Here is a 21,855-nt window from a genome sequence, read left to right on the forward strand (position 1 = left end):
CATGAAAAGAAAAATCATCATCGACACCGATCCCGGGCAGGACGACGCGGTTGCCATGCTTCTGGCCTTCGCCAGCCCTGAGGAGGTCGACGTTGTGGGCATCACTGCCGTTGCTGGCAACGTGCCACTGGAGCTTACGGCCAAGAATGCGCGGATCATCTGCGAGTTGGCGGGCAAGCCCGACACCAAGGTTTTTGCCGGCTGCGACCGTCCCCTGCGCCGCGATCTGGTCACGGCGGAATATGTGCATGGCAAGACCGGGTTGAACGGCCCGGTGCTGCCCGACCCGACCATGCCGCTGCAAGACCAGCACGCGGTTGATTTCATCATCGACACACTGTGCGCCCATGATCCCGGCACCGTCACGCTCTGCCCGTTGGGGCCGCTCACCAACATCGCCACCGCCTTTGAACTTGCGCCCGAGATCATCGAGCGCGTGCAGGAAATCGTCCTGATGGGCGGTGCCTATTTCGAGGTGGGCAATGTCACCCCGGCGGCCGAGTTCAACATCTATGTCGACCCGCAAGCCGCTGATATTGTGTTTAGATCGGGCGTCCCTCTGGTCGTGATGCCGCTGGATGTGACCCACAATGCCCTGGTGACGAAAGCCCGCAATGACGCGTTCCGCGCCCTGCCCGGTGAGGTGGGCCACGCGGTCGCCGAGATGACGGATTTCTTCGAACGGTTCGACAAGGAAAAATATGGCTCGGACGGCGCGCCTTTGCATGACCCGACCGTGATCGCCTATCTGATCCAGCCTGATCTGTTCCGCGGGCGGCATATCAACGTCCAGATCGAGACACAGTCCGAGCTGACCATGGGCATGACCGTCGCCGATTGGTGGGGCGTCACCGACCACCCGCCCAATGCTCTGTTTGTCGGGGACGTGGACAGCGACGCCTTCTTTGCCCTTCTGACCGAAAGGATTGCCCGGTTATGAGCAGCCTGCGTCTTGCCACCCCTGACGATCTTGACCGCCTGACGACGCTTGTCGCCGGCTTTCACGCGGAAAACGGGATCGAACAGGACGACGCCACCCGGCGCGGTGCCCTTCAGCCGCTGCTGGATGGCTCGCCCCACGGGGCGATCTGGATGATCGGGCCGCGCACCGCGCCCGTGGGCTATATCGCGGTCAGCTTTGGCTGGTCGATCGAGTTCGGCGGGCTGGACGCCTTTCTGGACGAGATTTTCGTGCGCGAACGCGTCCGCAGTCGTGGCATGGGCAGCGAGGCATTGGCGTCGCTGGTCCGTGCGCTGGCCGATCAGGGTGTGGGAGCGATGCATCTTGAAGTTGGCGCCGACCAAGATCGCACGCGCCGCCTGTATGAACGCATCGGCTTTCGGTCCCGCAATCGCTATCACTTGATGACGCGGGTGATGTAGCGGGCGAGAAACTCTGATAGGGTCCGGGTCATGCGCGACATCTTTGACAATTCCTATGCCCGCCTGCCCGACAGGTTCTATACCAAACTGCCGCCCGTTCCGGTGGCTGATCCGCAGGTGTTGCGGGTCAATGACGCCCTTGCGCTCGAGCTTGGGCTGGACCCCGCAACCCTGACCGCCGAGGTTCTGACCGGCAACACGCTTTTGCCCGGCTCGGACCCGCTGTCGCAGGTCTATGCGGGGCACCAGTTCGGCGGATGGGTGCCGCGTCTGGGCGACGGACGCGCGATTTTACTGGGCGAGGTCACGGGTGATTTCGGGCGGCGGGACATTCAGTTGAAAGGGTCCGGCATCACGCCTTACAGCCGCAATGGCGACGGGCGGGCCTGGGTCGGGCCGGTGATGCGCGAATATATCGTGTCCGAGGCGATGCACGCCCTTGGCATCCCCACCACCCGCGCGCTTGGGGCGGCTTTGACCGGCGAAGGGGTGCAGCGCGAACGGCGCTATCCCGGTGCGGTGCTGATGCGGGTGGCGTCCAGCCATATTCGCGTCGGCACGTTCCAGTACTTTGCCGCACGGGGTGACACGGCGGGGCTGCGCCTGTTGCTGGATCACGCCATCGCCCGACACTATCCAGACGCCGATGGTCCGATGACCTTTCTGGCGGGGGTGGTGGCCGCTCAGGCGCGGTTGGTGGCGCAATGGATGAGTATCGGATTCATCCACGGTGTGATGAACACCGACAACATGGCCGTGTCGGGTGAAACCATCGACTATGGCCCCTGCGCGTTCATGGATGCCTATCATCCCGGGACGGTCTTTTCATCCATCGACCAACAGGGGCGCTATGCGTTTCAGGCGCAGCCCAACATGGCGGTGTGGAATCTGGCACAACTGGCAACCGCGCTTCTGCCCCTGATGGATGGCGACCCGAACCACGCCGCCGAGAAAGCGACGCAGGTGTTGGAAGGGTTTGCCGACCATTTCAGCCCTGAATGGATGCGCCTGTTCCGTGCCAAGATCGGCCTGACCACCGAAGAAGACGGCGACGAGGCGCTGATCACCGGGCTGCTGGCGCGCATGGCCAGTTCGCAAGCCGACTTCACCGCGACTTTCACAGCCCTGACCGGGGGCGACGCCAGCGATCACATCACAGATGAGGGTGCGTGGGACAGCTGGGCGCCCGACTGGACCGCCCGACTGGAGCGCGAACCGGGCTACCCGAAGGCAGTGATGCGCGCGGCCAACCCCGTTCTGATCCCGCGCAATCACCGGATCGAACAGGCCATTCAGGCCGGGATCGGCGGGGATTATGCCCCCTTTCACCGGCTGGTCGATGCGCTGGTGCGGCCCTTTGATCCGCGAGCGGAAGATCTTGACCTTGCCACCCCGCCTAAGCCGGAAGAACGCGTGTCGCGCACCTTCTGCGGCACCTGAAGCGGCTCTGTCGCTGGAAATTCCGCACAGCGTTGACTAGTTTATGAACATGAATGCCGACGACCTGAATCTTAAACTGGTCACCTACAACATGCGCAAGGCGATCGGCCTTGACCGGCGGCGCGATCCGCATCGCATTCTGGACGTGATCAACCACCTTGATGCCGATGTCGTCGTCTTGCAAGAAGCCGACCGCCGCCTTGGTCCGCGCCCCGCAGCCTTGCCCCGCCATTTGCTGGAAGACGAAACCGATTTCGTCGCCGTGCCCTATGATCGCAAGGGCATATCGCTGGGCAGTCACGGCAACGCGATCCTTGTGCGCAAGGGCCTGACCTTCCATCACGCAGAGCAGTTGGAATTGCCGGGGCTAGAGCCGCGCGGCGCGGTCTCGGTCGAGATCGAGGGCCGCCTGAAACTGGTTGGCACCCATCTGGGCCTCCTGCGTCCATATCGCCATCAGCAGATGCGCCAGCTTGCGCAGAAGCTTGCCATTACCCCCCTGCCAACAATGATAATGGGTGATTTCAACGAATGGTCACCGAAACGCGGGTTCGAACCGTTGGAGCATAACTTCGACATCATCTCGCCCGGTCGATCCTTTCACGCCTCGCGCCCGATGGCCGGGCTGGACCGTCTGGCGCTGAGCAAAGGGGTCGAGTTGCGCGACGCTGGCGTCGAACAGTCGCCGCTGGCAAAGGTGGCGTCCGACCATTTGCCGGTCTGGGCCAAGGTCCGCATCAAAGAGTGATGTGTCACCCCGGCTTGTGTCAGGAGGCGTCGGGCCCTGCAGGGCTGCGCGCCGTCTGATTGGGGCCGACCACCGCCCCCAGGATCAACTCGGCCGCCGGGCGGAAATTTCGGGCATATTCGTTGATCGCGAAGGCCTCGCGCATGTCATCGGGCAGGCCATCGGGGTCACGGTCCGAGGTCAGATCGAACTGCGCCGCACCTTGCATGACATTCATCAGGGTCCGCGCCACCAGCATGGCCTGCTCGGCATTCAGATGAAGCCGTTTGGCAAGCTGGATTGCGACGCGTTCGAAATTTGCCAACATGCGGCGCTTTGCGGCAAACAGCGCCTCGTCGGCCACATTTGCCTCGATCACCGCGACAAGGCGGGCAAACAGGGGCAGAAACAAAGGCGTTTCTTGCGACAGGCGGGTCAGGAAATCGGCCAGATACACGGGGTCCAAGTCCCGTTCGGGTTCGGCTTCGAAGCGGTTCACAAGGTTTTCCAACGCTTCGCCGAACAACATCAGGAACAGTTCTTCCTTCGACCGCACATACAGATACAACGTTCCCTTGGCGAGTTTGGCGCGACCGGCCAGCGCGCTCATCGTCACGCCATCAAATCCAACGTCTTCGATAAGAGCACGTGCGGCGGCCAATATCTCGGCCTGCCGCTGCAGTTTCTGATCCTCGGACCGTGCTCGTTTCCCCGATCGTGTCGTCAAGAATGCCCGCCATTGTTGCCTGTCGCGGGTCGCGCCCGCGCTGTCGAACGACTATCGGACGATCTTGCCGTGGTTGGCAAGACAGGGATTGCACAATTCCGCGCCACCGACCTGCCGCAACCGGCCATCGGACATGACTGTTCTGCCTTGCGGAGAGGCAACAGGGTTCGGTTGGGCCCAACTGAGCATTCCCCCCGCGTGGATTTCACGGCATAAGGGGGCAGGCAGAGCGAGTATCGGAGGCATAATGTCCGACCCATCCATTCTGAAACGGTGCGAGGAACTGGGGCTGCGCATGACCGGACAGCGCCGGGTGATCGCGCAAATCCTGGAAGAGGCCCATCGCGACCATCCAGATGTCGAAGAGTTGCATGCCCGCGCCGTTGGTCTGGACAGCCGCATTTCACTGGCGACGGTCTATCGAACCGTCAAACTGTTTGAAGAGGCGGGGATCCTTGTCAAAAACGAATTTGGTGACGGGCGCGCGCGCTATGAAAGCGCGGACCGGGACCATCACGACCACCTGATCGACCTGACCTCCGGGCAGGTGATCGAATTTCTGGACCCCGAGATCGAAGCCCTGCAGGAAAAGATCGCGGCCAAGCTGGGATACGAGTTGAAAGGCCATCGGCTGGAACTTTACGGCGTCCGCAAGAAGGACAGGAAAGACACGTGACAGGCGCAACCGATCACGCCCGCTGATCGGCTCCATCACCGATCATATCTTGTCTTGGCGCGGAAAACCGGGTCTTGTCGCCGGGTTGTTTTTCTCAGACCGCGAAACGTCACCCAATGCAGAACTTGCGTGGAATTCTTCTGATCATCTTTGCCATGGCAGCTTTTGCCCTGGAGGATGTGTTCATCAAGTCGATGACGCAGGGCATGCCGGCGTCACAGACTTTGTTTCTGCTGGGCGTGGGCGGTTCGGTGGCCTTTGCCATCATCACCTATGTGCAACGCGGCACGCTGGCTCCGCTCGTGCATCGGGACATGCGGTCGCGGATCATGCTGTGGCGCAACGCCTCGGAAGCCGTGTCGGCCATGTTCTTCGTCACCGCCCTGTCCCTCGTTCCACTGTCGACCGTGCTGGCCGTCTTTCAGGCCATGCCGCTGGCCACTACGGCGGGAGCGGCCCTGTTTCTGGGTGAACAGGTCGGCTGGCGACGGTGGAGCGCCATCGGCATCGGCTTTCTGGGCGTTCTTCTGATCATCCGGCCGGGTGCCGAGGGCTTCCAACTGGCCGCCCTTCTGCCCATCGCGGCGGTGTTCGGCATCGCGCTGCGCGACCTTCTGACCCGTCAGCTTGACCCGACGATCCCGTCCAGCAGCGTGGCGTTCTATGCGTTCCTGATCTGTATTCCAGCGGGCGCGCTGATGATCCCGGTCAGCGGCGGTTTTGTCGTCCCGGAACCCATCGGATGGCTCTTGATGCTGGGAGCGACGGTCTTCGGTGTCTCGGGGTATTACGCCATCGTCAGCGCGCTGCGGGTGGCCGAAACCTCGATCATCATGCCGTTTCGGTACACGCGCCTGATCTTCTCGATTGTGCTGGGGATCATCGTGTTCGGCGAAGACCCCGACAATCTGACCTATCTGGGCGCCATGATTGTGATCGGCACCGGGATATATACGTTCCTGCGCGAACAACGGATCCGTGCGCGCTAACATTTTTCAATCCTGTTGTCGTGACGCCTGCAACACGCTAAAGACGCCTCAACTGAAGTTTTCTTCTTATTGGGAGCGCTAACATGAGCACCATCGTCGATATCTTTGCCCGCGAGATTCTGGACAGCCGGGGCAACCCAACCGTTGAGGTGGATGTGATCCTTGACGATGGCACGCTGGGCCGTGCGGCCGTGCCGTCCGGTGCCTCGACCGGCGCGCATGAAGCGGTTGAAAAGCGTGATGGGGATAAATCCCGCTATATGGGCAAGGGCGTCCTGCAAGCGGTCGAAGCCGTGAATGGCGAGATTGCCGACGCGCTGGTCGGGTTCGATGCCACCGAACAGGAAGCCATCGACGCCGCGATGATCGAACTGGATGGCACCGACAACAAGGGCCGTCTGGGCGCCAACGCCATTCTGGGCGTGTCATTGGCTGTCGCCAAAGCCGCCGCGGATGCATCCGCCCTGCCCCTTTATCGCTATGTGGGCGGCGCGTCCGCCCGGGTGCTGCCTGTGCCGATGATGAACATCATCAACGGCGGCGAACATGCCGACAACCCCATCGACATTCAGGAGTTCATGATCATGCCGGTCGCGGCAGAGAACATCCGTCAGGCCGTGCGCATGGGGGCCGAGGTGTTCCACACTCTGAAAAAAGAGCTGTCGGCGGCTGGCCTGTCGACCGGTATCGGGGACGAGGGCGGGTTTGCGCCCAACATTGGGTCAACCCGTGATGCGCTCGACTTCATCATGAAGTCGATTGAAAAGGCAGGCTACACGCCGGGCGAAGACATCTATCTGGCGCTCGATTGCGCCGCGACCGAGTATTACAAGGACGGCAAATATGTGCTGTCGGGCGAAGACAAGTCGCTGACCAGCGAAGAGAACGCGCAGTATTTGAAAGAACTCTGCGACGATTATCCGATCATCTCGATCGAAGATGGCATGTCAGAAGATGACTGGGACGGCTGGGTCGCACTGACCAAGCTGCTTGGCGACAAGATCCAGCTTGTGGGCGACGATCTGTTCGTGACCAACCCCGCGCGTCTGGCCGAAGGGATCGCCAAGGGGGCGGCCAATTCAATGCTGGTCAAGGTGAACCAGATCGGCACCCTGTCCGAAACCTTGAAAGCGGTCGACATGGCCCACCGCGCACGCATGACCAACGTGATGAGCCACCGCTCGGGCGAGACCGAGGACGCGACCATCGCCGACCTTGCCGTCGCCACGAATTGCGGCCAGATCAAAACCGGCTCTCTGGCGCGGTCGGACCGGTTGGCGAAATACAACCAACTGATCCGGATCGAGGAAATGCTGGGCGTGACGGCAGAATATGCCGGGCGGTCGATTTTGAAATAAATCGCTCGTTGGACAGAAACGAGAAAGGCCGGGGCGATGCTCCGGCCTTTCTTTTTTATTGACTTGCAAAGCTTTGCGCGAAGGGCCGCAGAGACCCGCGGGGTGGCGCGATCGCGCCGCCCCATGGGGGCGGGTCGGCGCTGCCCGGTCTGGCGACCGGGCAACCAGACAGCCTAAACTTAGCTACGCGCCAATTCAGCAGCGTGTATTTACTCTGGTCAAAGCACTTCGCAATCTTCAGGTCGCGCAATCGCTGTTTTGCCATCACCAACCCCGCAAAGCTCGAAAGAGACAAAGCGCTTGTGAATCACCTCTCTAACAAACAGCCACGATTGACCACGCCACTTTATCTTATCGTAGCCTGAGATTGGCACGATGCCATTACTGGCCTGACAGCCCGTTACTAGGTTATCCATTGATGATCTCCGCCGTAGTGATTTCAGAACCTGCTGATAACTTGAGCTTGCCACGCTGTGCGGCAAATCTTCATGAGGCCCCAATGACCCCCGACCAGATCATCACCCACCTGAACCTCAGCCCACATCCCGAGGGCGGGCATTATCGGCAGACATGGGTCGACACCGACGCCAAGGGGCGGCCCTCGGGCACCTGCATCTATTTCCTTTTGAAAAACGGCGAGCGGAGCCATTGGCACCGGGTCGATGCGACCGAGATATGGCTATATCACGCGGGCGCGCCGCTGGTTCTGTCGATGGCAGATACCGACGCGGGACCGGCACAGGATCATCTGCTTGGCCCGGACCTCGCCACCGGTCAGTCGCCTCAGTTGATCGTGCCGAAAGACCACTGGCAGGCTGCGCGCTCGACCGGGGCCTATACGCTGGTCAGTTGCACCGTGTCACCGGGGTTTCGGTTCGACGGTTTCACCCTGGCGCGTGATGAGTTCGAAATCCCACGCGCCTGAGTGGTTTATCCGCCCAGCAACAGTGCCGAAACCGGCGCCATCGCGACGGTTTTCGCCCGGTTCCCCAGGCTCCATTCGATCAGGGCTTGCAATGTCTCGGCCCGGGCGTGTCCCAACAGGATCACCCCACTGTCCTGCCCGGCCTTGAAGGCTGCGTTGTCAAGGAAACGGCGCATGACCTGGCTGTCCTGCCCTTCCCCGTCCAGTTCGCGGAACACAGTGCCTGCGGCAACGCCGGTTTTCAGCGCCGTCTTGTGACCGGTGTTCAGCCCCTGCGGCTCGGACACCAGACCGTGTCCGCTGGCAACCAGAATCTCGGCGATTTGCGCGGCCAGCTGGCTGTTGCCCTGAAAGCCGCTTTCTTCGGCCATGAAGATCGCGACGGCCTGATCCAGAAGCGGGGCCTGAGCCTGAAAGATCACTTCGGCATCCTTGGGGGTGGCGTTGGCGGGCAGCGAGGGCACGATCAGCACCTCGGCCCCGGTACTGCGATAGAAGGCGACCGCCTGCTCGGCGTCGGGCGCGCTGGCTTCGACGATGAAACTGACCGGAAAGGGCAGATTGTTCAGGTCGCCCAGAGATTGGCGCGTTCTACCCAGATCCATCAGAACGACCGACATCAACGGCCGCCCTTCGGGGTTGGAAAAGGCGGCGGCGTTCTGGTCGATGGCAAGCATGAACTGATCGGTCAGCACCGCCCCCGCTTCCGCCGGGGCCTGATTTTCGTCTGCGGGCTGTTCGATGGTGGGCAGACGGTTGGTCGTCACCCCATCGGCCTGATCGTCAAACGGCGCAACAGGGTCGCTTTTGATTTGCGGCGTGTTGGCCAGTTCGGGAATGGATTGCGGCAGCTTCGGGGCTGCGGCCTCGTCCGCCTGACTGGTCTCGGCATCTGTACGGGCCGCATCGTCACCGGTGGCATCCGGGTTCGCATCTGCGCTGTCCTGAACGGCAGGTTCTGGCGCGGCGTCCGGTGCAGGCACGGGCGGCGCGTCGGTGTCCAGCGGTGCCTCGTCCGCCGGCACGGCAGGTTCCGGCGGAGGCGCGGGCGCGTCGGCCACAGGCACGTCGGTGTCGGGCGCAACGTCCGCGATGTCCATTTCGGCCGGGCTGTCTGGCGCACTGATTGCATCGGGCGGTGTGTCGTTGACCTCTGGCGCGGCGGCTTGCGCGTCCCCGGCCTCTGATGATGCTCCTGATGCTCCATCGGGCGTGGTGGGCGCATCGGGCGCGGGGGCACCCTGATCCACAGGTGGCGGGTCAACCCGCCCCGGTTGCACTGGCGCCAGTTGCAGCGACACAACCCCAAGCCCCAGAACGGACACGACCGTTCCGGCCAAAACACCTGACACGAAGCCTTTTGCCATGGCTTTCTCTCCCCGAAACCTCATCTTTGCCTGTGCCGCTCTTGACCGTCGGCACCTGCGTGGATCATGTATAGCCCGACAATCGCGGGACGTAACCCCCGCTGAGACATTCCTGGCGAAAGGCCGCATCATGATCCTGCTGATCGACAATTATGACAGCTTTACCTACAACCTCGTCCACTATTTCGGTGAATTGGGCGCCGATGTGGTGGTGCGCCGCAACGATGCGTTGAATGTGCAGGAGGCGATGGGCATGGGTGCGGCCGGGATCGTGCTGTCCCCCGGCCCCTGCGATCCGGCACAGGCCGGGATCTGTCTGCCCCTGACATTGGCCGCCGCCGAAGCGGGTGTGCCGCTGTTTGGCGTCTGTCTTGGTCATCAGGCCATTGGCGAAGCATTTGGCGGCAAGGTCGTGCGCGCGCCTGAAATCGTGCACGGCAAGATGGGCGAGATCGTGCATCACGGCAAAGGCGTGTTCGAAGGCCTGCCCTCGCCGCTTTTGGCCACGCGGTATCATTCGCTGGTGGTGGATCGCGACACCCTGCCCGACTGTCTTGAAATCACCGCCGAGCTGGACAACGGGCTGATCATGGGCCTGCGCCACAAAGAACTTGAGGTGGAAGGCGTGCAGTTCCACCCCGAAAGCATCCGGTCCGAGCACGGACACGCGATGCTGCAAAACTTCCTGAAGAAAACAAAGGTGGCGGCATGAGCGACGCAATGAAACCCCTGATCTTTGCCGCGACCGAAGGCCCGCTGTCCCGCGCTCAGGCCGAAGCTGCCTTCGAAGAACTGTTTGAAGGCCGTGCCACCCCCGCCCAGATCGGTGCCCTGCTGGCTGCCATGCGGGCGCGTGGGGAAAGCGTCTCGGAATATGCGGCCGCCGCTGCCGTGATGCGCGCCAAATGCGCCAGGGTGTCCGCGCCGGAAGGCGCGATGGACATTGTCGGCACGGGGGGCGACGGGATGGGCACGCTGAACATCTCGACCGCGACGGCCTTTGTCGTGGCGGGCGCGGGTGTGACTGTGGCCAAGCATGGCAACCGCAACCTGTCATCCAAATCGGGCGCGGCGGATGCGCTGACCGAAATGGGCGTGAACGTGATGGTCGGGGCAGATGTGGCAGAACGCGCGATCAACGAGGTCGGGATCGGCTTCATGATGGCCCCCATGCATCACCCGGCGATGAAACATGTCATGCCGGTGCGTCAGGAACTGGGGTGCAAGACGATCTTCAACATTCTTGGCCCGCTGACCAACCCGGCAGGGGCCAGGCGCCAATTGACCGGCGCGTTTGCGTCCGACCTGATCTTCCCGATGGCGGAAACCTTGCAGTCTTTGGGGTCAGAAAAGGCGTGGCTGGTGCACGGGGCGGACGGGATGGACGAAATCTCGATCACCGGTGTGACCTCCGTGGCTGCCTTGGAGAACGGCAAAATACATGCGCGCGAAATTCACCCCGAAGATGCGGGTCTGCCCGTGCATCGGCTCGCGTCGATCCTTGGGGGCGAGCCCGCCGAAAACGCTGCGGCCTTCCGCGCGCTTCTGGCGGGCGAGGCATCTGCCTATCGCGATGCTGTGCTTCTGAACGCGGCGGCGGCGCTGGTGATTGCGGACAAGGCGGCAAACCTGAAGGAAGGCGTCGGACTGGCTGCGGAAAGCATCGACAGCGGAGCTGCAAAAGCGAAGATCGACGCCTTGGCCGCACTGACATCGCCGGCATAGCTTGCCCCTGCCCCCACAAGGAATTAGACCACCCCCATGAGCACCGTTCTGGACAAAATCAAAGCCTACAAACTGGATCATGTGGCCGCGTGCAAAACCGCCCGCCCCCTGTCCGAGGTTGAGGCCGCCGCCCGTGAGGCATCCCCCACGCGCGGCTTCGCGCAGGCGCTGATGAAGGCTGCAGAAACCGGCTATGGCCTGATCGCCGAGGTCAAGAAGGCCAGCCCGTCGAAGGGGTTGATCCGCGCCGATTTCGACCCGCCCGCGCTTGCCCGCGCTTATGAGGCGGGCGGTGCGACCTGCCTGTCGGTTCTGACGGACACACCGTCCTTCCAAGGCGCGGATGACTATCTTGTTGCAGCTCGGTCGGCGGTCCGTCTGCCGGCGCTGCGCAAGGATTTCATGTATGACACTTATCAGGTGGCCGAGGCCCGCGCGCTTGGCGCCGATTGTATCCTGATCATCATGGCATCGGTCGAGGACGCACAGGCGCAAGAGCTTGAAGAGGCCGCCTTTTCCTGGGGCATGGATGTGCTGATCGAGGTGCATGACGAGGCCGAGCTGGACCGCGCCCTGGCGCTGAAATCGCCGCTTCTGGGCGTGAACAACCGCAACCTCAAAACCTTCGAAACCACGCTCGACACCACCCGCCGCCTGTCGAAACTGGCCCCCGCCGACCGCCATCTGGTGTGCGAAAGCGGGCTTTTGACGCCGCAAGATCTGGCCGACATGGCCGAATATGGGGCGCGCAGCTTCCTGATTGGGGAAAGCCTGATGCGACAGAATGATGTCGAGGCCGCCACCCGCGCACTGCTCGCCAACCCGGTGCCGGCATGAGCGACAAATCCCCCCTGACCCATTTTGACGCAGACGGACAGGCCCATATGGTCGACGTGTCCGACAAAGCCGTGACCGACCGCATCGCCCTGGCCGAAGGGTTCGTCAAGATGACGCCCGAGACACTGGCACTGGTCATGTCCGGATCGGCCAAGAAAGGCGACGTGCTGGGCGTGGCACGGCTGGCCGGGATCATGGGGGCCAAGCGCACCTCGGACCTGATCCCGTTGTGCCATCCGCTGCCCATCACCAAGGTCGCACTTGAACTGACGCCGCAGCCCGACCTGCCCGGCGTCCGCGTCACCGCGACCGTCAAGACCGGTGGACAAACCGGGGTCGAGATGGAGGCGCTGACCGCTGTCTCGACCGCCTGCCTGACCGTCTATGACATGCTGAAAGCGGCGGAAAAGGGGATGGAGATCACCGGCATCCGCCTGTTGCGCAAGGAAGGCGGGAAGTCGGGCATATACGAGGCCGACAGATGATCACCGTGACCGATGCGCTGGATGCGATCTTCAAGCTGGTCGAACCGCTTGGCACGGAAGACGTGCCGCTGGCCGACGCTGCGGGGCGCATCCTTGCCCAGCCCGTCACGGCCACCCGCCTGCAACCGCCCTTCGCCGCCTCGGCCATGGATGGATATGCTTTGAACGGTGTCGAGGCCGATCCCGAAGCAATGTTTCACGTGATCGGCGAAAGCGCGGCGGGGCATGGGTTCGACGGTCAGGTGGGTCCGGGGGAATGCGTGCGCATCTTCACCGGCGCGCCAATGCCGGACGGAACCGATCGGGTGATCATTCAGGAAGATGTGGAGCGCAAGGGCGATCTGATCACGCTGGCGCGCGCGCTGGACAAGGGCCCGCATGTGCGCCCCGCAGGCGCCGATTTCACCCCCGGTGACACAATCCCTGCCCCGCGCATCCTGTCCCCCGCCGATCTTGCACTGGCGGCGGCGATGAATGTGCCGGCACTGACGGTTACCCGCAAACCCGTCGTGGCCCTTCTGGCTACCGGGGACGAGTTGGTCATGCCCGGCGAGATGCCCGGCCCGGACCAGATCATCGCCTCGAACGCTTTTGGGTTGAAAGCCCTGATCGAGGCCAATGGTGGACACGCCCGCATGTTACCCATCGCGCGCGACAACGCAGCCAGCCTGCGCATGGCGTTCGACCTGGCCTCGGACGCCGATCTGATCGTCACGATCGGGGGGGCGTCGGTGGGCGATCATGACCTTGTGGGCGACGTGGCCGCCGACATGGGGATGGAACAGAGTTTCTATAAGGTCCTGATGCGCCCCGGAAAGCCGTTGATGGCCGGGCGCCTGGGTGACGCGGTGATGATCGGCCTGCCTGGCAACCCCGTCTCGTCGATGGTCTGCGGGCATGTGTTCCTGGTACCTGCGCTGCGGGCGCTTCTGGGTCTGGGCACTGCGGCTGCACCGCGCAAATCGGCGACCCTGGCCGCGCCCGTCACAGCCAATGGCCCGCGTGAACATTATATGCGCGCCCGAGTTGATGACGACCAGATCACCATCTTTGACAGCCAGGACAGTGCACTGCTGAGCGTGCTGGCACAGGCCAACGCATTGGCGATCCGCCCTGCCTCTGACCCGGCGCGCGATGCGGGGGCGCAGCTGGACTATTTGCCGATCTGACACGATTTTCTGTGCCCATGTTCCCGCCAGACGTGCGCAGTTGACACAAAAAGGGAACAGGGATAGAACATTCCTTGAACGCCCAGACGCAAGGGCCATCCCGAACCGTCGTCCCAACGACGGCCACGGATTACAAAACGACGGAGGAATGAGCAGATGCTGACCCGCAAGCAGTTGGAACTTCTGGATTTTATTCACAAACGGATCCAACGCGACGGCGTGCCCCCGTCCTTTGACGAAATGAAAGAGGCGCTGGACCTGCGATCCAAATCCGGCATTCACCGGCTGATTACGGCTCTGGAAGAACGCGGCTTCATCCGCCGTCTGGCCCATCGTGCCCGCGCCATCGAAATCGTGAAACTGCCCGAGCCTTTGGAAAACTCCGGTCGTGCCGGGTTCGAGCCGCGCGTGATTAAGGGCGACCGCCCCGAACAGACGCCACCAAGCGCCATCCCTCTGGAAGGGCTGGGCGTCAGCGACCTGCCCCTGATGGGGCGCATCGCCGCCGGACAACCGATCGAGGCCATTACAGACGGCGCTCAGCACGTGTCGGTGCCCGAAACCATGCTGGGCACGGGCGGGCGCCACTATGCGCTTGAGGTCAAAGGCGATTCCATGATCGACGCCGGGATCAACAACGGCGACATCGTGGTCATCCGTGAGACCAGCCAAGCGCAGAATGGCGACATTGTCGTGGCGCAGGTGGATGGGTATGAGGCGACGTTGAAACGCTTTCGCAAGACCGATGGGATGATCGCGCTGGAAGCGGCCAATCCGGCGTATGAAACCCGCTTGCTGCCCGAAGGTCAGGTCAGCGTTCAGGGCAAACTTGTCGGGCTGATCCGCACTTATTGATCCGCCTCATCCGGGCGGGTCAAGGCAGCTTGCAAACGCAAAAGGGACGCGACTGATGCGCGTCCCTTGTCTTTTGCGGCCCGACTCTCGGGCACCAGTCATAGGGCGGGTGTCATCCAAGCCCGGACAATTTCTTCTGCAAATCTGCCAACTGCTTCTTGATCGCCTCCAACTCGTCCTTGGCACCGCCATCGGACGCCTCTGACGTGTCGTCCTCGTCCTCATCAGAGGTGGTGCCACCGGGGAACCCGCTCATCATCGCTTTCATGAAGGCTTCCTGCTGCGCGCGCATGGCTTCGAACCCCGGCATCTGCGCCATCGGATTGCCCATGGCCCCGAAGTTCTCCATCATCTTGGATTGCCCGTCGCGCAGCATCTCGAAGCTGGCGGCCAGAAATTGCGGCACGACACTTTGCGCCTGCGTGGTGTAAGACCGCACAAGGTCCGTCAGCACATCCACCGGCAACACGCTTTCGCCGCGGCTTTCATGTTCGGCAACAATCTGAAGCAGGTACTGGCGCGTCAGATCATCCCCGGACTTCAGGTCGATGATCTGCACCTCGCGTCCATCGCGGATGAACCCGGCGATGTCGTCCAAGGTCACGTAATCTGACGTCTCGGTGTTGTAAAGCCGCCGACTGGCGTAGCGCTTGATCAGCAGCGGTTCATTTTTCTGAGCCATCATACCTCCCCGCAGCATCTAGGGTATGCTGCACTGCAAAAGCCTAACAGCGCACGGCCCAAAGGCAAGTCTTTTGACCAAAAGTTTACGTCACGACCGCTGGCGCACCGGGCAACGAAAAAGGGCGAGCCCAAGGCTCGCCCTTTCGGAAATTGCCGGGAGGGAGGTTGACCCCGGCGAGATCCGCTTACTTCGCAGTCGCTTTTTTGGCGGCTTTCTGAACTTCGTCAGTGGCTTTTTTGACAGCAGCCTGAGCGTCGTCGCCCATTTCCTTGCCGGCAGCCATCAGCAGCTCAACGGTTTCAGCCTGAACTTTTTTGGCAACTTCAGCGAAAGCAGCCAGGTTCTCGGCAGCCATTTCAGCCTGAGCCGAAGCGAAATCGCTGACGGCTTTGCCATACTCGGCGGCTTCTTCTTTGGCGGTGGTCACGTCGCCCATTTTGGCCAGAGTTTCTTTGGTCCATTTGGTCGAAATTTCGGCCGACTGGTCAGCAGCTTGCAGAGCAACTTTCGACAGTTTCTCGCCCAGGGCAGCCTGGTTTTTGAAAGCGTCTTGAGCAACCGACATGTCAACAGGGAAGTTGCCCAGCATGTCTTGGAACATCTTGGTGAAGTCTTGGGTCTTGGTCATTGTCATATTCTCCATGGTTTGGCGCCGGGAGGAGGAGGACGCCTGAATTTGTTATGAGGAGAATATGCATGCTGCGGTGCAGAAAATCAAGTCTTTTTCTGCACTGCAGCATAAACTATTTTAAGTTGTTGAAAATCAAGTGTTTGGCTTGCTTACAACATATGTTCCGGGGGCCGGGGCAAGGGGTTTGTGCGAAGAATCGCCTATTTTTCTTGCCTCGATCTGCTTCCCGGACCGCTTGGAGAGCCATTGATCCCAGCGCCCCCACCATGACCCTTCGTTGAATGTCGCGCCCTCCATCCAGTCATCGGATGCCGCTGGCCAGTCATCATTGGTATAGTGGCCGTATTTCTTTTTCGATGGCGGGTTCACAATCCCGGCGATATGGCCGCTTTGCGACACGATGAAGGTTTTGTCCTTCGATCCCATCTGCCGGATGCCGTCATAGGATGACTTCCAGGCCGCGATATGGTCGGTTTCACAGGCAATGGCACAAAGCGGCACATCGACATCCTTGATTGACAGATGCTCGTCCAGCAGTTCGAAATCGCCTTTGGCAAAGCGATTGTCCTGGCACAGCCCGCGCAGATATTCGACGGTCATTTTCGCAGGCAGGTTGGTGCTGTCACCGTTCCAATACAGAAGATCGAACGCCGGCGGGGTCTTGCCCAGCATGTAACTGTTGATCGCGGGGCCATAGATCAGGTCATTGGGCCGCAGATACGAAAATGTGCGCGACATGAAGAAACTGTCCAGATAACCCTTTTCCTGTACTTCCTCCTCGATCCCGCCCACGAAATCGTCATTCAGGAAAACGCCGACTTCGCCCTGATCTTCAAAATCGGTCAGGGTGGTGAAGAACGTGGCCGAGTTGACGGATTTGTCACCGCGCTTCTTCATCAGCGACAGGGTCAGAGACAATGTGGTGCCGGCGATGCAATACCCGACGACATTGACTTTTGTCTGCTTCGTGATCGCCTTCACCTCGCGCATGGCGGCCAGATAGCCATCTTCGATGTAATCACCCATCCCGACATCGGCATAAGAGGCATCGGGGTTCACCCAGCTGACCACAAACAGCGTATAGCCCTGATCGACAATCCATTTGATCAGGCTGTTCTGCTCTTTCAGATCGAGAATATAGAACTTGTTGATCCATGGCGGAAAGATGATCAGCGGTGTGGCATGCACCTTTTCGGTTGTCGCCTCGTACTGGATCAGCTCCATCATCCTGTTGCGAAAGACGACCTGTCCCGGCGTCGTGGCGATATTGCCGCCCACTTCGAACGCGCTTTCATCCACCAGTTTGACCAGAAGTTCCCCGTCATTGGCTTCCAGATCAGCGACCAGGTTCTCCAGCCCCTGCACCAACGACTGCCCGTTTGTCTCAACCGCCCGCTCCAACGCGTCAGGATTGGTGGCAAGAAAGTTCGTGGGGCTCATCATATCGACGATCTGCTGGGTGAAGAATTCCATCCGCTTGGCTTCGTCAGGATCTAGCCCCTCGACGTCCTTCAGGGCATTTTCGATCGTCTGGGACGAAATCAGATACTGTTTCTTGACATAGTTGTAATACGGGTGCGTGTCCCACAGCGGATTGGAAAAGCGCCGGTCTTTCGGGCCGGGATCTTCGGGTGCTGTGAAGTCTCCGCTGGTCAGGGATGCCTGTGCTTCGATGGCGTGTTCCAACGTCTTAGACCAAAACGCGATCTGGTGTTCGAACATTTTCGACGGGTTGGCCATCATGTCGGCCCAGACCGCTCCCGCCGCCTTGGCATAGAAATCGTGCCCCGGCGCCTGAAGGCTGGGACGCACGGGTTTGCGATGGGCCATGATATTGGCCAGCCGCTTCGACAGCTCTTCGATGCGGGCGAGGTTGTTGTTCAGTTCACTCAGTTCCTGGCCTTTGTTAACTTGGTCAGTTGTCATGAAACAATTTCCCCCCTATGTTTTTTCGCAAGTGCAGCATCGAAGAAACTGCATGTGTTATCTGACTATGCAAATGCAAAGCGACAAATCAAAGGCTAATATAAAATGCGGTACATGGCGACATACGATCTGATGGAGACACTCCGCAATACGAATCAGTGGCTGGGGGCGACCGCCGCTGCCATGGGGTCGTATCCCGCAACAGCCTTGGTCCCGAACCCCTTCTTTCAGCTTATGTCTGCCTGGGGTGAAGTGACCGAGCGCAGTTTTGAACGCATGGTCGCCAAACCGGACTGGGGTATTCTGAGCGTTGTCGGCGAAGACGGACGCGATCATGTGGTCCAGGTGGAAAAACGAGTCGAGCGTCCTTTCGGCGACCTGATCAAGTTCAACGTGGCGGGTCGTGCCGAGATGAAGCGCCGCATCCTGCTGGTGGCGCCGATGTCCGGTCACTATGCAACGCTTTTGCGATCGACGGTGGCCAGCCTTCTGCCCGATGCCGATGTGTATATCACCGACTGGCACAACGCCCGCGACATTCCCGTCAGCAAAGGCAAGTTCGATATCGAGGACTACACGCTCTATCTGGTCGATTTCATGCGCTATCTCGGCCCTGACATCAACGTGGTTGCCGTGTGCCAGCCTGCCCCGCTGACACTCGCGGCAACCGCCTATCTGGCCGAGCTGGATCCCGAAGCACAGCCCCAGACCCTGACCCTGATCGGTGGGCCGATCGACCCCGATGCCGCCGCCACGGACGTGACCGATTTCGGCCGCCGAGTCACGATGGGACAGCTGGAAGGCCTTGCCCTGCAACGGGTGGGGTTCAAATACAAGGGCGCCGGGCGCAAGGTCTATCCGGGCCTGATGCAACTGGCCGGGTTCATGTCGATGAATGCCGAAACCCACAGCAAGGCGTTTTCCACCCAGATCCTGCGCGTCGCCAAGGACGAAGCGTCGGACAGCGACAAGCACAACCGGTTCTATGACGAATATCTTGCCGTGATGGACATGACGGCCGAATTTTATCTGTCCACGGTCGAGCGCGTCTTCAAGAACGGCGAGATCGCTAAGAACGATTTCATCGTCGATGGTCACAAGGTCGACATCGGCGCCATCACCGATGTTGCGGTCAAGACCGTCGAAGGCACCAAGGACGACATCACCGCCCCCGGCCAGTGCATCGCCGCGCTTGACCTTCTGACCGGCTTGCCTGCGGACAAGAAGGCCAGCCACGTCGAAGATGGCGCGGGCCACTACGGTATCTTTGCCGGGAAAAGCTGGCGCAACAACATCCGCCCGCTGGTCCTGGATTTCATCGACCAGAATGCCGGACGTCACGACCGACAGGCTGCCAAGACGCGTGCCAAGCGGGACGCTGCAAGGAAGGCGAAGCTGAAGGTCGTGAAGGCCGCCGGGAAATAGGCTGACACCCCGCATGCATCTACTGCAAGCGGCACCGGCTGATGGCAGGCCGCAAGGTTGGGTCCTGACGGGTCAGAGGGCGACACAAGGCTTTCGGCGCATGGATGCGTCGATCTGCTCATCGCCCTTGCGAACTCCAACGCGGGCAATCGGGGTCAGCCGATCAGCAATCTGAATAGCCATCGCCATCTGCCGGATCAATCCGCAGATGGGTGACACGCCCGCCGGCACCGCAGATCTGGACAAGCCAGGTCTGGGCATGGCCCTGCCACCCGCCTCCTAGCAACGTCTGAAGGTATCGGTCGACCCCACCCGCGTGCACCAGATCCGGGATTCTGGCGCGCATCGCCCGATCACCGAAAAAGGGATCCGCTTCATCGCCGGGATGGCGAAGCCCAAAGCGATGAAAGTTGGCGCGATCCTGCTGGACAACCGCACCGACATCCCTGAGCGGTTGACCACGAGAGTTGAAGAAATCTTCTTTGCCAATGGTGGTGTAGTATGAGGCAAGATTGGGACCGGCAAAGGCGGATTGGGCCGTCCAGAAAACAAATGCCGAAAGCATCAATGAAATCTTGAGCATCTGGAAATCTCCTGTGCAGTAGAACATACCAAGCATAGCCCAGCTCGGTTCTTCACGAAACGCACGCAGGACATGTCGTCCGTGCCGCGGTTTCTCGACAGGATAGACACGGCAAAAGCGGTGCGCGTTCAGATCAGATGCAGGCCAAGGACATTGAACATCCTGCCGATGAGCAGGGTTCGATCTGGCCGCGACCATCCGCAGGCATGAGAAGCGAAGCGGTTCAGCGGCTTTGTTGAAACAGGGTCGTCAGCGCAGTTCCAGCGGCATGTCCAGCCAGGCGCGCATTCCGATATTGACCTGATGGGGGACTTCGACCGTGGGCAGATGCCCGGCTTCCGGCAAGATGACAAGCTCGGCCCCCGGGATCAGCGCGGCCATGGTTTCATGCCGCTTGGGGGGCGTCAGCCCATCATGGGCCCCGCACATCACCATGGTCGGGATCTTCAGCCGTTGCAGGCTGCGCTGCGCGTCCGGGCGCCGTTGCAGGGCGCGGGATTGACGCACGAACATCTCGGCCCCCAGGCGGTGCGCCATGTCATGGACCAGCGCCATCACCGCATCGCGCCCCGGGCCGGGGGCCATGTGATCGGGTGACAGGCTTTCGGCCATCGCCTCGTCCAGCCGCCCGGCGCTGGCGCGCACGATCTGCGGCTCGCGCCATGCTGCCTGTGCGGGCGTATCCGGCAGGGGTGTGGTCGAAATCAGCGCCAGTCGCGACACCCGGTCTGGCGCGCGGCGGGCGATCTCCATCGCGACGATACCCCCCATGCTCAGCCCGGCCAGCGCAAAACGCGGGGGCAACTGATCCAGAATGTGCCCGGCCATGTCGCGGATTGTCTCGCCATGCACCGGCGGGGCGACGATGACCACGTGGTCACGCGACAAATCCTCGATCTGCGGGCCGAACACCCGCGCATCGCACATCATTCCGGGGATCAGAACCACAGGTTCCTGCATCATCTGCTCGTTTCTTCTATCGTGCCTCGACGGGGAGTTTGACGCCCCGCCGCCGGTTGCGCAAGCGCGAAGCCGGCAGCGCAGCGCAGATCAGATGCGGGCCAGCACCACCTTGACCATTTTTTGGATGGTGCGCAGGCATTCGTCGTCCGAGAAACGGTGATCGGCGCCCTTGACCAATGTCAGCCTGATATCATCGCCCTCAACATGCTCCAGCAGCTTCACCGCCTGGGCGGTTGGCACCGCCGTATCCTCGGTCCCTTGCAAGAAGCGCACGGGCATGTCGAGAATCAGAGGGCTGCGCAGGACCAGATTGTCGCGCCCGTCTTCGATCAGCCGCCTGGTGATGATGTAATCGTCGTCATAGTCCGACGGGAGGGACACGAAGCCTTCGCGCTCCAACTCTGCCTTTTGTGCGTCTGAGAAACCCGCCCAATACCCATCTTCGGTGAAATCCGGCGCGGCGGCGATGGTGACAAGGCCCACCACCCGACCGGGCCGCGCCCGTGCCAGAAGCAGCGCCTGCCAGCCGCCCATCGAACTGCCCACCACCAGAACCGGACCGTCGATCAGCGTATCGACCACCGCCAAAGTATCCTCGTGCCAGTCACCGATCGCGCCATCGGTGAAGTCGCCCGAGCTTTGCCCGTGACCGGAATAATCGAACCGCAGAAACGCGCGCCCTTGCGCCTTTGCCCATGCCTCCAGCGCCACAGCTTTCGTGCCCTCCATGTCCGATTTCAGCCCGGACAGGAACAGGATCGTCGGCCCCTTCCCTTCCGTTTTCACATAGGCAATACGGCGGCCCATCGCGGTTTCAAGAAACTGTGTATCGGACATGCTGTCCCCCGGTCTGATGTGTCGCGCAAACCATACCGGGCGCAAACCGCTCTGCAATCCCCAACTTTGCCCACGGGCCGTTGACAGCACGCAGGCAAGGGTTCAAAAGGCACCCACACATAACCCGCAACCGGGCGTTCCG

Annotated in this window: 24 protein-coding genes; 15 read left to right on the forward strand and 9 right to left on the reverse strand. The window is 61.2% G+C overall.

Going from position 1 to position 21,855, the window contains the following annotated elements; translation table 11 throughout:
- The first annotated feature begins 1 nt into the window (after nt 1).
- The 4 genes from IE188_RS01855 to IE188_RS01870 are packed head-to-tail and all read left to right on the forward strand — an operon-like array spanning nt 2 to nt 3,571.
- Nucleotides 2-940 (forward strand): nucleoside hydrolase, encoded by a 939-nt coding sequence (locus IE188_RS01855; RefSeq protein ID WP_191284762.1) that lies wholly within the window; start codon nt 2-4, stop codon nt 938-940.
- Entirely contained in the window at nt 937-1,383 is a 447-nt protein-coding gene (locus tag IE188_RS01860; RefSeq protein WP_191284763.1) for a GNAT family N-acetyltransferase, read from the forward strand. The genes IE188_RS01855 and IE188_RS01860 overlap by 4 nt, the downstream gene beginning before the upstream one ends.
- A 30-nt stretch (nt 1,384-1,413) precedes the next feature.
- A complete protein-coding gene (locus IE188_RS01865) occupies nt 1,414-2,823 on the forward strand; it encodes a protein adenylyltransferase SelO (protein WP_191284764.1) in 1,410 nt (469 codons plus the stop codon).
- Nucleotides 2,824-2,866: 43 nt separating this feature from the next.
- Nucleotides 2,867-3,571: an endonuclease/exonuclease/phosphatase family protein gene (locus IE188_RS01870; RefSeq protein ID WP_229836414.1), complete on the forward strand. Its 705-nt coding sequence runs from the start codon at nt 2,867-2,869 to the stop codon at nt 3,569-3,571.
- Nucleotides 3,572-3,590: 19 nt separating this feature from the next.
- Here the strand turns inward: IE188_RS01870 and IE188_RS01875 are convergent, their stop codons facing one another.
- A complete protein-coding gene (locus tag IE188_RS01875) occupies nt 3,591-4,277 on the reverse strand; it encodes a TetR/AcrR family transcriptional regulator (RefSeq protein ID WP_191284765.1) in 687 nt (228 codons plus the stop codon).
- A gap of 247 nt (nt 4,278-4,524) precedes the next feature.
- On the opposite strand from IE188_RS01875, the gene IE188_RS01880 reads away from it, so the two are divergent.
- The 3 genes from IE188_RS01880 (at nt 4,525) to eno (ending at nt 7,300) form a co-directional block, all read left to right on the forward strand.
- A complete protein-coding gene (locus IE188_RS01880) occupies nt 4,525-4,953 on the forward strand; it encodes a Fur family transcriptional regulator (protein ID WP_191284766.1) in 429 nt (142 codons plus the stop codon).
- Nucleotides 4,954-5,069: 116 nt separating this feature from the next.
- Nucleotides 5,070-5,942, forward strand: coding sequence for a DMT family transporter (locus IE188_RS01885; RefSeq protein WP_191284767.1), 873 nt, complete (start codon nt 5,070-5,072; stop codon nt 5,940-5,942).
- An 83-nt stretch (nt 5,943-6,025) separates the two neighbouring features.
- A complete protein-coding gene (gene eno, locus IE188_RS01890) occupies nt 6,026-7,300 on the forward strand; it encodes a phosphopyruvate hydratase (protein WP_191284768.1) in 1,275 nt (424 codons plus the stop codon).
- 218 nt (nt 7,301-7,518) lie between these two features.
- Here eno and IE188_RS01895 read toward each other — a convergent pair whose 3' ends face one another.
- On the reverse strand, nt 7,519-7,716 hold the full coding sequence (locus IE188_RS01895; RefSeq protein WP_191284769.1) for a hypothetical protein: 198 nt from the start codon (nt 7,714-7,716) through the stop codon (nt 7,519-7,521).
- A gap of 83 nt (nt 7,717-7,799) precedes the next feature.
- Here IE188_RS01895 and IE188_RS01900 point away from each other — a divergent pair, with 83 nt between their 5' ends.
- Entirely contained in the window at nt 7,800-8,225 is a 426-nt protein-coding gene (locus IE188_RS01900; RefSeq protein WP_191284770.1) for a cupin domain-containing protein, read from the forward strand.
- A 5-nt stretch (nt 8,226-8,230) separates the two neighbouring features.
- Here the strand turns inward: IE188_RS01900 and IE188_RS01905 are convergent, their stop codons facing one another.
- The gene (locus IE188_RS01905) at nt 8,231-9,592 is read right to left on the reverse strand and encodes a divergent polysaccharide deacetylase family protein (protein ID WP_191284771.1); all 1,362 of its coding nucleotides are present in this window, start codon (nt 9,590-9,592) and stop codon (nt 8,231-8,233) included.
- 130 nt (nt 9,593-9,722) lie between these two features.
- On the opposite strand from IE188_RS01905, the gene IE188_RS01910 reads away from it, so the two are divergent.
- The 6 genes from IE188_RS01910 to lexA all read left to right on the forward strand — a co-directional run bounded on the left by IE188_RS01910 (nt 9,723) and on the right by lexA (nt 14,663).
- Nucleotides 9,723-10,304, forward strand: a complete 582-nt coding sequence (locus IE188_RS01910; protein ID WP_191284772.1) for an anthranilate synthase component II — start codon at nt 9,723-9,725, stop codon at nt 10,302-10,304.
- Complete coding sequence (trpD, locus tag IE188_RS01915) at nt 10,301-11,317, forward strand: anthranilate phosphoribosyltransferase (RefSeq protein ID WP_191284773.1); 1,017 nt, start codon at nt 10,301-10,303, stop codon at nt 11,315-11,317. The genes IE188_RS01910 and trpD overlap by 4 nt, the downstream gene beginning before the upstream one ends.
- Before the next feature lie 36 nt (nt 11,318-11,353).
- Nucleotides 11,354-12,154, forward strand: coding sequence for an indole-3-glycerol phosphate synthase TrpC (gene trpC / locus IE188_RS01920; RefSeq protein ID WP_191284774.1), 801 nt, complete (start codon nt 11,354-11,356; stop codon nt 12,152-12,154).
- On the forward strand, nt 12,151-12,639 hold the full coding sequence (gene moaC / locus IE188_RS01925) for a cyclic pyranopterin monophosphate synthase MoaC (protein WP_191284775.1): 489 nt from the start codon (nt 12,151-12,153) through the stop codon (nt 12,637-12,639). The genes trpC and moaC overlap by 4 nt, the downstream gene beginning before the upstream one ends.
- Nucleotides 12,636-13,808, forward strand: coding sequence for a molybdopterin molybdotransferase MoeA (locus IE188_RS01930; protein ID WP_191284776.1), 1,173 nt, complete (start codon nt 12,636-12,638; stop codon nt 13,806-13,808). Before moaC ends, IE188_RS01930 begins: the two co-directional genes overlap by 4 nt.
- Nucleotides 13,809-13,964: 156 nt before the next feature.
- Nucleotides 13,965-14,663, forward strand: a complete 699-nt coding sequence (lexA, locus tag IE188_RS01935; RefSeq protein WP_191284777.1) for a transcriptional repressor LexA — start codon at nt 13,965-13,967, stop codon at nt 14,661-14,663.
- Between the two features lie 112 nt (nt 14,664-14,775).
- Here the strand turns inward: lexA and phaR are convergent, their stop codons facing one another.
- From phaR to IE188_RS01950, 3 genes are all read right to left on the reverse strand, one after another.
- Nucleotides 14,776-15,345: a polyhydroxyalkanoate synthesis repressor PhaR gene (gene phaR / locus IE188_RS01940; protein WP_191284778.1), complete on the reverse strand. Its 570-nt coding sequence runs from the start codon at nt 15,343-15,345 to the stop codon at nt 14,776-14,778.
- A 187-nt stretch (nt 15,346-15,532) separates the two neighbouring features.
- Nucleotides 15,533-15,976 (reverse strand): Phasin, encoded by a 444-nt coding sequence (locus tag IE188_RS01945; RefSeq protein ID WP_191284779.1) that lies wholly within the window; start codon nt 15,974-15,976, stop codon nt 15,533-15,535.
- Between the two features lie 135 nt (nt 15,977-16,111).
- Nucleotides 16,112-17,905, reverse strand: coding sequence for a PHA/PHB synthase family protein (locus IE188_RS01950; protein WP_191284780.1), 1,794 nt, complete (start codon nt 17,903-17,905; stop codon nt 16,112-16,114).
- A gap of 105 nt (nt 17,906-18,010) precedes the next feature.
- Between IE188_RS01950 and phaZ the strand changes: the two genes are divergently transcribed.
- Nucleotides 18,011-19,330 (forward strand): polyhydroxyalkanoate depolymerase, encoded by a 1,320-nt coding sequence (phaZ, locus tag IE188_RS01955; protein ID WP_191284781.1) that lies wholly within the window; start codon nt 18,011-18,013, stop codon nt 19,328-19,330.
- Between the two features lie 163 nt (nt 19,331-19,493).
- Here phaZ and IE188_RS01960 read toward each other — a convergent pair whose 3' ends face one another.
- The 3 genes from IE188_RS01960 to IE188_RS01970 form a co-directional block, all read right to left on the reverse strand.
- The gene (locus IE188_RS01960; protein ID WP_191284782.1) at nt 19,494-19,913 is read right to left on the reverse strand and encodes a hypothetical protein; all 420 of its coding nucleotides are present in this window, start codon (nt 19,911-19,913) and stop codon (nt 19,494-19,496) included.
- A 249-nt stretch (nt 19,914-20,162) separates the two neighbouring features.
- A complete protein-coding gene (locus IE188_RS01965; protein WP_308442428.1) occupies nt 20,163-20,876 on the reverse strand; it encodes an alpha/beta fold hydrolase in 714 nt (237 codons plus the stop codon).
- An 87-nt stretch (nt 20,877-20,963) separates the two neighbouring features.
- A complete protein-coding gene (locus IE188_RS01970) occupies nt 20,964-21,713 on the reverse strand; it encodes an alpha/beta fold hydrolase (protein ID WP_191284783.1) in 750 nt (249 codons plus the stop codon).
- Between the last annotated feature and the right edge of the window lie 142 nt (nt 21,714-21,855).

Source organism: Aliiroseovarius zhejiangensis, from assembly GCF_014656375.1.
GTDB classification, from domain to species: Bacteria; Pseudomonadota; Alphaproteobacteria; order Rhodobacterales; family Rhodobacteraceae; genus Aliiroseovarius; species Aliiroseovarius zhejiangensis.